Genomic DNA, 13,440 nt, shown 5'->3' on the forward strand with positions numbered 1-13,440 from the left:
TGTAGGAGAGTAATAAAATTACATACTAAAACGGTTTTAAGTTAGCCATAATATATCGATCAAGAGCGGCCGAGGTTCTGGTGGGGGTTTTGATTATAAATTATGGCTAATTAGTGCAATGCAAATACGTTTAACAGCGCTTTATGATATCCAATACGCTATTGATGCCAACAATCAAATTGAGCGACTCGTAACTTTTTGCCCGTGTCATAATAACAAGGCATCTTAACCACTTACAAGATCGGCATAATGCCCAATTATAAAACCCGGCCTGACCCGTCAAACAAACTGCCACCAGGTATAGCTTATATTGTAGGCAACGAAGCCGCTGAACGCTTTAGCTATTACGGGATGCGGGCAATATTAGTGGTTTTTATGACCCAGAATTTGATGAATTCATCAGGTCAACTGGCGGTTATGTCAGAAAATGAAGCGCAGGGTTATTTTCATTTATTTGTCTCGATTGTGTACTTTATGCCGCTGCTCGGTGCTTTATTGGCTGACGGTCTTATCGGTAAATATCAAACCATTATTTTTTTATCGCTGATTTATTGCCTGGGCCATTTTGCTTTGGCCATTGATGATACCCGTATGGGTTTGTTGATTGGACAAGGTCTTATTGCCATGGGTGCAGGCGGAATAAAGCCCTGTGTTTCGGCTCATATTGGCGATCAGTTCGGGATTGCCAATCAGCATTTAATGACCAAAGTATTTAGCTGGTTTTATTTTTCCATCAATTTTGGCGCGTTTAGCGCCATGTTGATTGTTCCCTGGTTACTGGCGCATTATGGCTCTTCTGTCGCTTTTGCTGTTCCCGGTTTGTTAATGCTGATGGCAACGATTACTTTCTGGTCCGGGCGTTATCGCTTTGTCCATGTGCAGCCTGCCGGAATCAACTTTATAAAGGAAATGTTCAGTCATGTCGGCATAACCAGCTTGGGCAAGCTGGCTTCCATTTATGCCTTTATTGCCGTCTTCTGGGCATTATTTGATCAAACTGCTTCATCCTGGATTCTACAGGCCCGGAAAATGGATCGTAACCTGTTTGGTTTTGAACTACTGCCCTCACAAATCCAGGCTGCAAATCCACTGCTGATTATGTTGCTGGTGCCTTTATTTTCTTATGTTGTGTATCCTTTTTTAAGCCGTTTCTTGGTACTGACTGCATTAAGAAAAATGACCATCGGTTTGTTTCTTACGGTCATTGCTTTTACCATCTCCAGTATCATACAAATGCAACTGGATGCCGGTTTAACCCCACCTATCAGTTGGCAGTTATTGGCTTATTTGTTTTTAACCTCAGCCGAGGTTATGGTTTCCATTACCTGTCTTGAGTTTTCTTATACCCAGGCACCTAAAACCATGAAATCATTCGTTATGGCATTTTATTTTTTGTCAGTGGCACTAGGCAACCTTTTTACCAGCGCCGTTAATTTCTTTATTCATAATGACGACGGCACCAGCAAGCTTGCCGGTGCCAATTATTTCTGGTTTTTTAGCGGATTGATGTTGATTACCGCAGTATTGTTTTTGCTCGTGAGTAAACGTTACCGGGAAGACCACTGATAAATGCTTTCTATAGATCAAATAATCTATAATAAAAGCTTGGAATTTAGTTTTTATAAAGTATGTGAGGGAAACCAATGAAACTTACGCTGCTTATTATGGTTAGCCTTTTTTCAGCCTCTGCCTCTGCTGCTATCTATAAATGTACTGATACTAACGGCAATACAAAGTATCGCTCCAGCCCTTGCGAATCAGGGCGCGATAATGGCAGGATTAACATAAAAACAGGCGATTCAACTACTGACAACAAAAATAATCAACAGGATTTGGCACAAAAAGAGCAACAGATGGCACTGGAAAAACAAAAGCTTGAACAGGAACAAGTACTAAAAAAACAAGCCAATATAAACAAGGATGCTCTTAACGAAAGTGCAATAAATCAGTTTCTTATCAAAAACAATCCCGATAAATTTTCAGTTTATGCCATTCCTCCTTATGCACCTGAAAAACTGCCAGATCTGGTCAAAACCTACCAAACCCGATTAGCGGACATTGAACGGCTAAGAAGACAAGCCGCACAAAAGGCACTGGCATCCGGGCAATGTATCCGCGTTGAATCGGTAGAATTACATAGTAAAAGCACCAAAGAGGCACTGATGTTTGCAATCAATTGCAGTAGCGGAAAGTCTTTTTATTTTAACGAACAAGAATTACCAAAGTAATGACCTACAACAATTTATCAAAAACTATTTTAATAACTGGCTGCTCCTCCGGCATCGGTTACTGTACTGCCGTTGAATTAAAAAAAAGAGGGCATAAGGTCATTGCTACGGCAAGAAAATCCGAAGATGTAACGTGTTTAATACAGGAAGGCTTTACCGCCATTCAGCTTGATCTGGCTGATAGTCAAAGCATACAGCAAGCTGTTAAACAAGTTATTGACCTAACTGACGGACATTGTGACGCACTGTTTAATAATGGGGCTTTTGGTCAACCGGGCGCCGTTGAAGATTTAACGCGGGATGTGCTCAGACATCAATTTGAAACCAACTTGTTTGGCACTCACGAACTGACCAATTTACTCATTCCGCTGATGCGTAAACAAGGCCATGGCAGGATTATCTATAACAGCTCAATACTTGGGCTGGTTGCCATGCGCTATCGCGGCGCTTATAACGCCAGCAAGTTTGCTCTGGAAGGTTTGGCAGATACCTTACGCCTGGAACTTTATGGTACCAATATCCATATCTCACTGATAGAACCGGGGCCGGTTTTAAGTGATTTTAGAAAAAACTCCTACGCACTCTACCAAAAAAATATTGATCCGGCTCACAGTTTTCACCAAGAAGCCTATGCAGCAATGGAAGCACGCTTACAAAAAGAAGGGGCGGCCGTAACATTTACCTTACCTGCCCAAGCAGTTGCCGAAAAAGTGATCCATGCGCTGGAAGCCAAGCGCCCTAAAATGCGTTATTATGTGACTTTCCCGACTTATCTGTTTGCAGTTCTTAAACGCATTTTGCCTATGTCTTGGCTGGATGCCCTACTCAGAAAGGTTTAATTATGCAAGATCTCGACGAAATTATTATTTATTGTCCCTATTGTGGTGAAGCTCTCGATGTGTTGATTGATACCTCGGCAGGTGCACAGCAATATTATGAAGATTGTGCAGTTTGTTGTGCACCGATCTTGTTTAACGTATCTGAAGATCATGCGGGAGAATTGGTTATTGACGTAAAAAGAGATGATGAATAATTTCGCTGCTAACGGATACTATCCCTTTAAGGGATTGAGGATTATTATCCGTGCAAACTAAATCATCATGTTATGGAAGTTTAATTTCTGAAATTTTCTCTGTAAACGTTATTACATTTACCTCAAACCTGATACCGGCAGAACACCGTCACTAAAAAGCACTCACTATGACAGAACAAGATAGAGTATTTCAACAAACCGGTCGGGCGGAAGATTTTGCTTTTGACGAACGTGTTGCTAAAGTCTTTGATGATATGGTTTCAAGGAGCGTACCTTTTTACAACGAGGTTCAGCGCATTCAGTCCGATCTTGTTATGGATTTTTTGCCGGAAGTTGCCGGTGTCGTTTGTGACTTGGGATGCTCGACAGGAACTACCATAGAGCATCTTACCAAACATCAAAAATGCCCGGAAAGCGCCCGTTTTACAGGCTATGACAATTCTGAATCAATGCTGGATAAAGCCCGCGACAAATTATCAGGGCAAATAGCGGCAGGAAAAGTATCATTAATTACTGCCGATTTAAGCCATCTGCCCCAATTGCCTGCCTGCAATGTTGCCATCCTGAACTGGACTTTGCAATTTGTCCGTCCCATTGGCAGGGAACAGCTGCTGAAATCTGTTTATGAGGCGCTCAAACCCGGTGGAATACTCTTGTTGTCCGAGAAAATACTGGTCAATGATCCGGTGTTAAATCGCTTGTACATAGATCATTACCTGCAATTTAAAGTCTCCCAAAGCAGTTATACCGATATTGAAAATCAGCGTAAACGTGAAGCGCTGGAAAACGTTTTGGTCCCTTATCGTCTGGATGAAAACTATGCGTTACTGGAAAGAGCCGGATTTGGTCGCATTGGCACCTACTTCCAATGGTTTAACTTTGCCTGCCTTATTGCGGTTAAAGTTTAAGGTTATAGAAGGCTGTCCACTTAACATGGGATAAACCTGCCAAGTTTAACTCTGGTGTTTTTTTATTGACTAAAGTAGGTAACCCTTTGTATAAACTGAAATTATTTCAATTGACTGAAAAATCAACACAACTTCAGGCTTCATCCGTCCTTTTGCAGTTAACGTTTACGATTTTTAACTTATACCCACTCAACCTTCAAACCTGCACGATCTGCGGCTTCACATTGACGTTTATCAGAAGAAATAAAAACATCGGCTTTTAAAGCCACTGCACTGCCAATATGTAGAGCATCCATACCACGTAATACATTGTTTTCAAGACTTAAAACCGCTTTTGATAATACTAAGGGAGTAAGGTTGCATAACACAGCATCTTCAATATCAGCCATTAACAATGATTTTAATTGTCGATATTGTCCATCGGTGATTTTGCCTTCTCTTTGCAAGCGACAAAAAGCAGAAATAATCTCGGGTAACGCAATACCAGATAAACCAATTTCCGTTGCTCTGTCACACCACTCCATCACTTTGTCAGTTCCTGATTCATTAACATAGCGCTTAACAAACGCTGAGGTATCAAAAAAAACGAACATTTTTAACCTCAAACAATGGAGTTACGTTCTTCTAAAATCATCTGGCTAATCGAGACACCATCCAATACCAAGGGTTGCACCTTGCGTTGCTTCCAGGAAGGTAAATCAGGAAAAATGGGAACGATGTCGGCAATAGGTTTGCCATTACGCAGTACCCGAACTGATTCACCAGACTCGACCATATCAAAATACTGTTTAGCGTGGTTACGCACTTCTGTAAAACTGGCTTGTCTCATGGCAATGTCCTAAATGTACAAATTAATGTACATAATATATGTGAAAAATACTATTGTCAAACCAACAGGGAGTTAATACAACCGCTGGTTCACGGGGTTATCTAAAAATGTATATATCCAGAAAAGACAAATTACACGCATGGTTCAAAAAAGTTCTCCTGAGCAAAGTTGGATAACCAAGGAACAAGCACAATACAGTTGAGCATCTTTAATTTTAAAATCCTCCTGCCCTTCCTTGCCAAAGAAGGGCAGGAAATAAGCTGTCTACTCGATGTTCAAGTTTTTTTAGCTTGACTGGGACGAACCCAGATAAATCAAGGTATTTTCATCAATAGACTCAAGCGCCACATGATCTCAATCATGGCTGTAAGGCTTGATTCAATGGGCTTCTCTAAAATCAAAAATTAAAAACTTGAACACCGAGTGACTAATGCTTATTTTATTTTGTGCATTTCCTTACCCTGATATCAGTTACTGGTCGTTGATTTCTGTCCATTGGCACTTTTCTTTTACCAGTGGTGCCGTATGACCACCGCCAATGCCTCTTGCAATCAAAGCCACAACCCTGTCGTCTTTAGAGTAACCTACATGGGCTTCAATAGGATTGGCCATTTTACCCATGCCAAAGGCATCAAATACCTTGGCTACATTGATATTGACATTGGTCACATTAATACACAGTCTGGAATCGAGATACTTTTCGCTAAAATCTTGCGGTATGGCGTAACTTAATAAATCGTTGGGATCGCTAAAAGCAATAATTGATGTTTCATTGAACATGCGCGACGTGTACTTTGAACCGGTCACCTGACAATAATCAGCTTTTTGTGCACTTACCTCAGGGAGTTCTCTGCCCAATTGCAACATCGGGAGCTGATTGGACATCATAAAAATCTGCACATGCTTTTTTTGTAAAGCCTCCCGCTTTACTTTATTTATAGTCCGTATAGTCGATTTTTTTTCCGGACTCTCCAGCAAGGAGACCATACGGGTAATACCGTCAATGGCTATACGACTTCCCAAGCTATGGGATATAAAAACAAATTCATCCTGATTAAAGCTGGCGCCGGGGACATTAGTAAAATCACAACCCTGCCTGCCATCCTTGGGGATTTGATCCCAACTATCTTTACCCATCCAGCAAAAAGCTTGCGCAAATGACCTTAATATAAGATCTCTGCTTTTACCGAGATAAATAATAGGATCGGGGCCGGTATCATTACTGAATTTTTTTAACATATCATTAACTTCTGCCCGCTTAAACGAATATTCTCCCGAGTTATCAAATGCCAACAACGCTTTTTGCTCTCGGGTAATTTCTGACCAGGTTAATTCATAAAACCATAGCTCCTTATTACCATTTTCATCTTGTAATCGGGAAATGCGCAAATCACCCAATTTCTCTTCAGGATCACTAAAGGACATTAACTTTATGTCTTTATAACTGCTCGATTTGGCGGTTAAGTGCAGCTCATTGGCTAATTTCTCCAAAAACTCTGTGGAGTAACCCGGCAAACGATCACCCACGCCATGAACCATCAAGACTTTCGTTTTACCCTGTGATTTTTCCAGTCCCGGCGCAATACCTTCGAAGGATTTTCCACGTATCTGGCAAGCTCGTGTATCTTCGGCATCAGACTTTTCCAGAAAAGCTTCAGCCACACCTTTCCCAAAACTGGCACAGCCGGATAAGAAAACAGACAGTGATATCAGTAACAAGCTTTTTTTTATCGGTAATAAGGTCATTTTTTTAATCATAATAATTTCTAATTTTTTATAAAACTTCGTGTCTTTGTGGTGATATTCTGTTGGCTTTTTAACTTGTTATTTGAGTTATTAAAATTAATCTCCCCACTTTTCATCATGCACAAACTGGTTGTAAGATAAATACTGATAACTGCCTTTACGCATATTGAAAAATAATAATTCAGGCAAGCTCATTAAAACCCCCGTCGCGCCTGATTTAAGATTCTGTCCTGAATCAAATGGCCAACTTAAGAAACCAAACAGACTTTGACCAATTCCGGCAACTGTATTGAATAGTCCAAAAACAGGTCTTAATGCCACGTTATCATCGGTAAAAAAAACAAAAAAAGCATCGTCAGGATTATAAATATACAACGTACTGCTAAAAATATTGGATTCACGCAGGGCAACCATTAACCCCGTATTTTGGGTATAAAGCGTTGCTAATTGTTGATCACGATAAGAGCTAAATACCTTACTGTTCGTTACCCTATAGTGTTCTTGTACCGACTTAAACGACATAAAAGGAATAAAATTATAAAATGCAGAAACATCGCCGCCCAGTTGTTTGGTGGATTCATGGCTTAACCATTCGACTTTTTTTGCTTGATCAACGTCCATTTTTTTTTGTTCCAATAAAGCCAGATCAATCGTTCCAAACAATTGCGTTACACAATTACGGGTAATCAGATCATATCGATAATGGTCAGCCAACTCCTGGAGTAATTGACTCTCATACTTATCCAGTTCGGTTAATGCCGTTATTAATTGTTGCTGCGTTAATCCGGGTACCAACCAATCCGGTAAGCCAACGTTTTTAGTTGGCAACGCTTTTTCTCCCAGGTAACGAACCGGTTTTTGCTGTTTACCTTTAAGTAATTCAAAATAACGGTTAGCTGACATTTCAAGCATGCTGTAAGCGCTTTCAGTAATGCCGCCACTGGTTAACATTGTTTTTCGTGTCTGCGTCAAATTGTCCTGCGCATCATTAATTTGAATGTGCATTTGTTCTGCATGCTGTGAAAATTGATCAGCATCAAGCCATGCAGGGTCCCCAGCAAAATCATCAATAAAAACCCATAACCCTGACTGTAATGATTGGTCCACAGCAATAAACCGGGCCAAATTAACTAAGACCGCATAGCCCCAATCAGGCCGCCCCGAGTCAACCGACGTTAACAAACTTAAAGCCAGTTGATCGCGTAAATTCTCCAATACTTTTTTTTCTTCCGGCGTCACTGACTCAGGTGTTATAAAAAATGCGTCAGGCTGTAACGATTGCTCTTCTATAAGGACTTTTATAGCGGCTAATCCCGTTAAATAATCGGCATAACTCTCTGAAAATGAAGACATTGCCGGAGGAAAGTTATCTTTCGACAAAATTGCTGGTGCTGTGGGCCAATGATCAGGCGCTAATACTTTAATACCGGTAGTGATTTGATCACGACGATTTTTAAGATAATCTTGGCCATAATGTTGTTCGATTTTCTTGCGCAACATTTTAATCAGCTGTGACGATTGCGATCGCACACCATTGATGTCCCTTATGTGCTCGTCTTTTTTTTGGCCAGCCAATTGCTGATCATTATAAAAAAGCCCTGCGGCATCAAGTCGTAAAACAGACGAAAAATCGGCATCCAAAAAGGCTTCATTGGTAGTTAGTTTATAAAGCAATCGACGTAAAAGAATACGGTCTTTATGTAAATCATCCAGTTGTTTAAACTGCCGATTCTGCGCCAGAAGCTGCAATTTAAAATAGTCTCCGAGTTGATTAAAAGATTCTTCAGATACCTCTATTTGGCTTACATGAATACGCCGGTTCTGCAAAAAACGATACAGAAAATGAAACTCCTGTTTATCTTGTTTTAGCAGACGAATCAGGCCTGAGTCATGATGCTGAAAATGATATATTTCATCGTCAAATTGGATGGCACTGTGCCCGCCACTTGAATTACCCTCGCTCGCTTCCAGATAAAGATATTCAAAGGATGCTGCCAAAGCAGTTACCGGGAATAACGCTATAAGGAAGATACTGATGAAAAAAGGCTTCCAGTTAACGTGTCTATTCAACACGATAAACCCTTGAAGCCTTTTAAAAATAGCAGATAAATCAATAACAAAAGAGACTATTTTTCAGCGTCATAACCATCATCAATTTGTTGCATTTTTTGGGCATTATTACCGGCAAAATTTTGTTTATACGTTTCATAAGCGATACCTTCCACATCTGCTTTCTTCAAGCCTTTTCCGATACCCTTATAAGTTGATGAATCTTGATCCCAATTAGTAATACCGCGTTTTGCGGCAATATCACTCAAGCCCTTGAGGAACGAATTATAATCGGCATTGGGTTGAGACGATTTAACATAAGCCATCGTATAATCAGCCACTTCATTTTGATATTTTTTGCTTTTACCTGAAACTGAAGAAGGGCTACTGACAATCGAACTAGTCGAGTCTGAAATACTTCCCGAGCTATCCGAACTACTCTCTGAACTGCCTGAACCACTTGATGAGCTTTCTGAAAAAGAGCAGCCATTGATAGTCATAGCAAGCCCAAAGAGCGCCGAATAAAGCAGTGCTTGTTTTAAATAACCTGGATATAAACGCATAATTTTTCCTGTAAACTCTAAAGGGCTAAACGGTAATGCTCAAAAGTAAATAAGCTGCCCAAGCCCTATTCTACCTTTGCCACACCAGATTGTTTGCTGGCAATCCAGGTTCGATAATGAACCTCAAAATCAACCGGCACATACACGACAACTGGCAACTTGCTATTGTAACGCAGTAAATTGCCATCTCCACGCACCGATACAAAGGCTTTTTGTGCTTTCTTGTCAGGAGGACAGGCCATCAGTGTTGACGCAGTCCCTTCTACTTTTTTAAGAATAAAGTAAGGGAATCCCCAGCCTTTTGCAACTTCTTCAATCAACTGCCCACCAAACCAGTGATGATTACAGTCCACTTGTATCGTTTTGCCAATTATTATTTCCAGTTTATGGTTATCTTCATTAGTCAAAACGGGTAGATGAATAACCATTCTTTTATAGCCTTTCTCCGCTGGAGGATAAGGTTTCATTCCATAAGAATCCGCAAAAATAGAAGTACTGAATAGAAAAACACTGCTGATAACAAAAATCTTGGCATAACATTTCATCATATAAACCTCTTTTAATGGTTATGGTTTCGACTGTTGGAGATATTCTTCATACGTCAGCTATTGCTTGCAACTTCTGTTTTCCTGCAACTCAAACCAAAAAAATAAAGTAAAATGGCTTATTTTACAAAATCCCAGTTCATCAATCTCAAACAGGCCTTAATTAAGTACACATGAAAAATTATAAAATTGCAGTGTTAGCCGGTGACGGTATCGGCCCGGAAATTACCAAAGAAGCCATCAAAGTACTCAAAGTCATTGAGGAACGTAATGCTGTCACTTTTGAACTGATGCCGGCAGCTTTCGGTGCCTGTGCCTACTTTGAATTTGGCGATGCTTTTCCACAGTCAACCATCGATATTTGCGATCAGGCTGATGCCATTCTTAAAGGCACGATAGGCTTGAGTCATGAAGAATCCAAAAAAATCCCCATTGATAAACAGCCGGAGCGCGGCGCGTTACTGCCTCTACGTCGCCGTTACAATACCTACGCAAACTTCAGACCGGTTTGTTTGCCAAAAGCCTTGGCGCATTTTTCACCACTAAAACCTGAAATTATTGGTGAAGGCATCGACATTATTATAGTGCGCGAATTAGTCGGTGGCCTCTATTTTGGCAATAAAGAAACGGGTATTAACGAGCAAGGTTTGCGCTATGTTAAAGAAACGTTGGAATATGATGAATTACAGATCAGGCAGATTTTGCACCAAGCCTTCAAATTAGCCAATAAGCGTAAAAAATTGCTGCACAATATTCACAAAAGTAATGTGCTTAAATCCAGCGTACTCTGGAATGAGATACTGGATGAAGTCGCTGTAGAATACCCCGATGTTCAAGTGATCCATCAATTGGTTGATTCAGCCGCTACTAACCTTTGCCTAAAGCCGACCCAATTTGATGTTATGGTCATGGAAAACATGTTTGGTGATATTCTCAGTGATCAGGCTGGCGGCATTCTGGGTTCTCTGGGATTAATGCCTTCTGCTTGCCTGGGCGACAGCAAAGCCTACTATGAACCATCTCATGGCTCTGCGCCCGATATTGCCGGTAAAAATATAGCCAATCCTTACTCCATGATAGGCTCGGTTGCCATGATGCTGGAAAACAGTTTTGATATGGCCGAAGAGGCAAAAAATGTTTGGGCGGCAATGCAGGGAGTCTTTAGTGATGGCTACTCCACAGCCGATTTATCCAAGCCCGGCAGTGGTGTTATCATGATTAACACCGTTGAATTTGGTGACAAGGTTGTTGAAAAACTAAGAGCCATGCCTAAAGTGTCCGGCTAATCAGGCTATTAATAGTTTTTTATTTACTACGAAGACACGAAGGACATGAAGAAAGAAAATATCGTGTTCCTTCGACACTGCTCAGAGCAGGCTTTATGGTAAAAGACATTTAATAATTAAGGGCAAAGGGTTAACCTTCGCCCTTTTTTATTCAGATGCTTTTAAGTTTTATAACGCTCAACGACGGCCTTTTAATTAACGAGTTGCTCTTGTATTAAACATTTCCAGACCTATATTATCTGCTATTCATGTTAAAAAACTCCGGGGAATTCTGATGAATGCACCATTAATAAAACAGTTGTTATTGATATCGATTTTATCCGTTTGCCTGTCTATCCCCTTGATAGCTCAAGCGGCGGGTATGCCACCTTATATTGACGGGCAACCATTACCCTCTTTAGCACCCATGCTTGAGCATGCGACACCGGCTGTAGTCAACATTTCTACCTCAACCAATATTCAGGTTAGTGAAAATCCGTTGATGCAGGATCCTTTTTTTCGTCAATTTTTTAATGTACCTAATCAGTCACGGCAGCGACAAAATAATAGTCTGGGCTCAGGAGTCATTATAGATAGTAATCAAGGCTTGGTTCTGACGAATAATCACGTCATTGATAAAGCGGATAAAATTCGGGTAACTTTACATGATGGTCGTCAACTGACTGCCAAATTGATTGGCACTGATCCTGAAGCGGATATAGCTATTATTCAGATTCCCGCCAACAATTTAACCCAACTGCCTATTGCGGATTCAAGTCAATTAAAAGTCGGGGATTTCGTGGTTGCTATTGGTAATCCGTTTGGTTTGGGGCAGACCGTAACTTCGGGTATAGTCAGTGCTTTAGGTCGTTCCGGTCTTGGCATAGAAGGCTATGAAGATTTTATCCAAACCGATGCATCTATTAATCCGGGTAATTCCGGTGGCGCACTGGTTAATCTTCGCGGCCAATTAATTGGCATGAATACTGCAATTCTCGCACCCACTGGCGGTAATGTCGGTATAGGTTTTGCCATTCCTACCAACATGATTATGCCTATTAAAGACTTGCTGGTTAAACATGGCGAAGTGAAACGTGGTTTGTTGGGCGTCACTACCCAGGATTTAACCCCTGACCTGGTTAATGCCTTTAATCTGGAAAATAAGCATGGCGCTGCTGTCAGTCGGATTGAAAGTGATTCACCAGCCGCAAAAGCAGGATTGGAGCCGGGTGATATTATTGTCTTCGCCAATGGTAAACCGGTTAAAAATAGCCAGGATATTCGTAATATCGTTGGCTTGTTACAAATTGGCGACAAGGTTGATATAGAATATTTCCGCGGCAACGAAAAAAAATCAGTGGTTGCAACGATTGGTAAACAGGAGCAACCTCGATTAGCCGGAGAAAAGTTGCATCCCTTATTAAAAGGTACTGTTTTGGGAGTAACGCAAAAAGATCAGATTGAAGGGATTTTATTTGAAAAGATCCAAACTTCCTCTTATACCTGGCGTTTGGGCTTACGTCCCGGTGACGTTATCGTCTCCGCAAATCGCTATCGCGTTCATAATCTTGAGGAATTAAAGAAAGTGGTTGATCCCGTTGCTCCGCTGTTAATTAATATCCAGCGCGGACAGGAAGGCTTCTTTGTTGTGTTAAGATAATAGAACAGGCGCAAGGCTAAAGGTACAAGGCGAAAGAACTTGTTTTGACTTTGCCTTTTTGTCCTTTGCCTTTGGTCTCCCTATAATAAAATATGAATACAGATAAAAACTTCATCCCCTTAAATATTGCCATATTAGTCGTTTCCGACACGCGTACCAATGCCGACGATACCTCGGGTAAAACCTTGGTGGAACGCGCTACAGAAGCCGGACACCATGTGATGGAAAAGAAAATAGTGGCTGATAATATTTATCAGATCAGGGCTGCTGTTTCAAACTGGATTGCCGCCGATAACATTAATGTGGTGATAAGTACCGGTGGAACCGGCGTAACCGGCCGGGACGGAACGCCAGAGGCCGTGGCACCTTTACTGGATAAAATCCTTGATGGTTTTGGTGAAACTTTCAGAATGTTGTCCTACCAGGATATTAAAACGTCAACCATCCAGTCCAGAGCGCTTGCCGGAGTTGCTAATGCAACCTATCTGTTTTGTCTGCCCGGCTCATCGGGTGCCTGTCGCACCGCTTGGGATGCGTTGATTAAAGAACAACTGGATTATCGCACCCGACCTTGCAATCTGGTTCAGCTCATGCCCAGACTACTGGAAAAATAA

At 41.1% G+C, this 13,440-nt stretch carries 14 protein-coding genes; 8 read left to right on the top strand and 6 right to left on the bottom strand.

Going from position 1 to position 13,440, the window contains the following annotated elements; all coding sequences use genetic code 11:
* Positions 1–249 precede the first annotated feature (249 nt).
* The 5 genes from N7974_RS05660 to cmoA all read left to right on the top strand — a co-directional run bounded on the left by N7974_RS05660 (position 250) and on the right by cmoA (position 4,169).
* Positions 250–1,566 (top strand): POT family MFS transporter, encoded by a 1,317-nt coding sequence (locus tag N7974_RS05660; RefSeq protein ID WP_262964673.1) that lies wholly within the window; start codon positions 250–252, stop codon positions 1,564–1,566.
* A gap of 77 nt (positions 1,567–1,643) precedes the next feature.
* On the top strand, positions 1,644–2,228 hold the full coding sequence (locus N7974_RS05665) for a DUF4124 domain-containing protein (RefSeq protein ID WP_262964674.1): 585 nt from the start codon (positions 1,644–1,646) through the stop codon (positions 2,226–2,228).
* The gene (locus N7974_RS05670) at positions 2,228–3,067 is read left to right on the top strand and encodes an SDR family oxidoreductase (protein ID WP_262964675.1); all 840 of its coding nucleotides are present in this window, start codon (positions 2,228–2,230) and stop codon (positions 3,065–3,067) included. Before N7974_RS05665 ends, N7974_RS05670 begins: the two co-directional genes overlap by 1 nt.
* Before the next feature lie 2 nt (positions 3,068–3,069).
* The gene (locus N7974_RS05675; protein WP_262964676.1) at positions 3,070–3,261 is read left to right on the top strand and encodes a CPXCG motif-containing cysteine-rich protein; all 192 of its coding nucleotides are present in this window, start codon (positions 3,070–3,072) and stop codon (positions 3,259–3,261) included.
* 167 nt (positions 3,262–3,428) lie between these two features.
* On the top strand, positions 3,429–4,169 hold the full coding sequence (gene cmoA / locus N7974_RS05680) for a carboxy-S-adenosyl-L-methionine synthase CmoA (protein ID WP_262964677.1): 741 nt from the start codon (positions 3,429–3,431) through the stop codon (positions 4,167–4,169).
* A 179-nt stretch (positions 4,170–4,348) separates the two neighbouring features.
* Here the strand turns inward: cmoA and N7974_RS05685 are convergent, their stop codons facing one another.
* The 6 genes from N7974_RS05685 to eco all read right to left on the bottom strand — a co-directional run bounded on the left by N7974_RS05685 (position 4,349) and on the right by eco (position 9,904).
* Positions 4,349–4,762: a type II toxin-antitoxin system VapC family toxin gene (locus tag N7974_RS05685; RefSeq protein WP_262964678.1), complete on the bottom strand. Its 414-nt coding sequence runs from the start codon at positions 4,760–4,762 to the stop codon at positions 4,349–4,351.
* Between the two features lie 8 nt (positions 4,763–4,770).
* Complete coding sequence (locus tag N7974_RS05690) at positions 4,771–4,998, bottom strand: type II toxin-antitoxin system Phd/YefM family antitoxin (RefSeq protein WP_262964679.1); 228 nt, start codon at positions 4,996–4,998, stop codon at positions 4,771–4,773.
* Between the two features lie 471 nt (positions 4,999–5,469).
* Positions 5,470–6,756, bottom strand: coding sequence for a hypothetical protein (locus N7974_RS05695; RefSeq protein WP_262964680.1), 1,287 nt, complete (start codon positions 6,754–6,756; stop codon positions 5,470–5,472).
* 84 nt (positions 6,757–6,840) lie between these two features.
* Positions 6,841–8,817 carry a hypothetical protein gene (locus N7974_RS05700; protein WP_262964681.1) on the bottom strand — a complete coding sequence of 659 codons (1,977 nt, stop codon included), beginning with the start codon at positions 8,815–8,817 and terminating at the stop codon, positions 6,841–6,843.
* A 53-nt stretch (positions 8,818–8,870) separates the two neighbouring features.
* Positions 8,871–9,356 carry a putative lipoprotein gene (locus tag N7974_RS05705; protein WP_262964682.1) on the bottom strand — a complete coding sequence of 162 codons (486 nt, stop codon included), beginning with the start codon at positions 9,354–9,356 and terminating at the stop codon, positions 8,871–8,873.
* Between the two features lie 65 nt (positions 9,357–9,421).
* Positions 9,422–9,904: a serine protease inhibitor ecotin gene (gene eco / locus N7974_RS05710; RefSeq protein ID WP_262964683.1), complete on the bottom strand. Its 483-nt coding sequence runs from the start codon at positions 9,902–9,904 to the stop codon at positions 9,422–9,424.
* 170 nt (positions 9,905–10,074) lie between these two features.
* On the opposite strand from eco, the gene leuB reads away from it, so the two are divergent.
* The 3 genes from leuB to moaB all read left to right on the top strand — a co-directional run bounded on the left by leuB (position 10,075) and on the right by moaB (position 13,440).
* Positions 10,075–11,187, top strand: coding sequence for a 3-isopropylmalate dehydrogenase (leuB, locus tag N7974_RS05715; protein WP_262964684.1), 1,113 nt, complete (start codon positions 10,075–10,077; stop codon positions 11,185–11,187).
* 274 nt (positions 11,188–11,461) lie between these two features.
* Entirely contained in the window at positions 11,462–12,826 is a 1,365-nt protein-coding gene (locus N7974_RS05720; protein ID WP_262964685.1) for a DegQ family serine endoprotease, read from the top strand.
* A 92-nt stretch (positions 12,827–12,918) separates the two neighbouring features.
* Entirely contained in the window at positions 12,919–13,440 is a 522-nt protein-coding gene (gene moaB / locus N7974_RS05725) for a molybdenum cofactor biosynthesis protein B (RefSeq protein WP_262964686.1), read from the top strand.

It is taken from the genome of Methylobacter psychrophilus (assembly GCF_025583945.1).
Classification (GTDB): Bacteria; Pseudomonadota; Gammaproteobacteria; order Methylococcales; family Methylomonadaceae; genus Methylobacter_C; species Methylobacter_C psychrophilus.

Excerpts from the sequence above, each read along its gene's own strand:
- N7974_RS05660 (WP_262964673.1), top strand. The coding sequence starts at position 250 with ATGCCCAATTATAAAACCCGGCCTGACCCGTCAAACAAACTGCCACCA.
- N7974_RS05665 (WP_262964674.1), top strand. The coding sequence starts at position 1,644 with ATGAAACTTACGCTGCTTATTATGGTTAGCCTTTTTTCAGCCTCTGCC.
- N7974_RS05670 (WP_262964675.1), top strand. The coding sequence starts at position 2,228 with ATGACCTACAACAATTTATCAAAAACTATTTTAATAACTGGCTGCTCC.
- N7974_RS05675 (WP_262964676.1), top strand. The coding sequence starts at position 3,070 with ATGCAAGATCTCGACGAAATTATTATTTATTGTCCCTATTGTGGTGAA.
- cmoA (WP_262964677.1), top strand. The coding sequence starts at position 3,429 with ATGACAGAACAAGATAGAGTATTTCAACAAACCGGTCGGGCGGAAGAT.
- N7974_RS05685 (WP_262964678.1), bottom strand. The coding sequence starts at position 4,762 with ATGTTCGTTTTTTTTGATACCTCAGCGTTTGTTAAGCGCTATGTTAAT.
- N7974_RS05690 (WP_262964679.1), bottom strand. The coding sequence starts at position 4,998 with ATGAGACAAGCCAGTTTTACAGAAGTGCGTAACCACGCTAAACAGTAT.
- N7974_RS05695 (WP_262964680.1), bottom strand. The coding sequence starts at position 6,756 with ATGATTAAAAAAATGACCTTATTACCGATAAAAAAAAGCTTGTTACTG.
- N7974_RS05705 (WP_262964682.1), bottom strand. The coding sequence starts at position 9,356 with ATGCGTTTATATCCAGGTTATTTAAAACAAGCACTGCTTTATTCGGCG.
- eco (WP_262964683.1), bottom strand. The coding sequence starts at position 9,904 with ATGATGAAATGTTATGCCAAGATTTTTGTTATCAGCAGTGTTTTTCTA.
- leuB (WP_262964684.1), top strand. The coding sequence starts at position 10,075 with ATGAAAAATTATAAAATTGCAGTGTTAGCCGGTGACGGTATCGGCCCG.
- N7974_RS05720 (WP_262964685.1), top strand. The coding sequence starts at position 11,462 with ATGAATGCACCATTAATAAAACAGTTGTTATTGATATCGATTTTATCC.
- moaB (WP_262964686.1), top strand. The coding sequence starts at position 12,919 with ATGAATACAGATAAAAACTTCATCCCCTTAAATATTGCCATATTAGTC.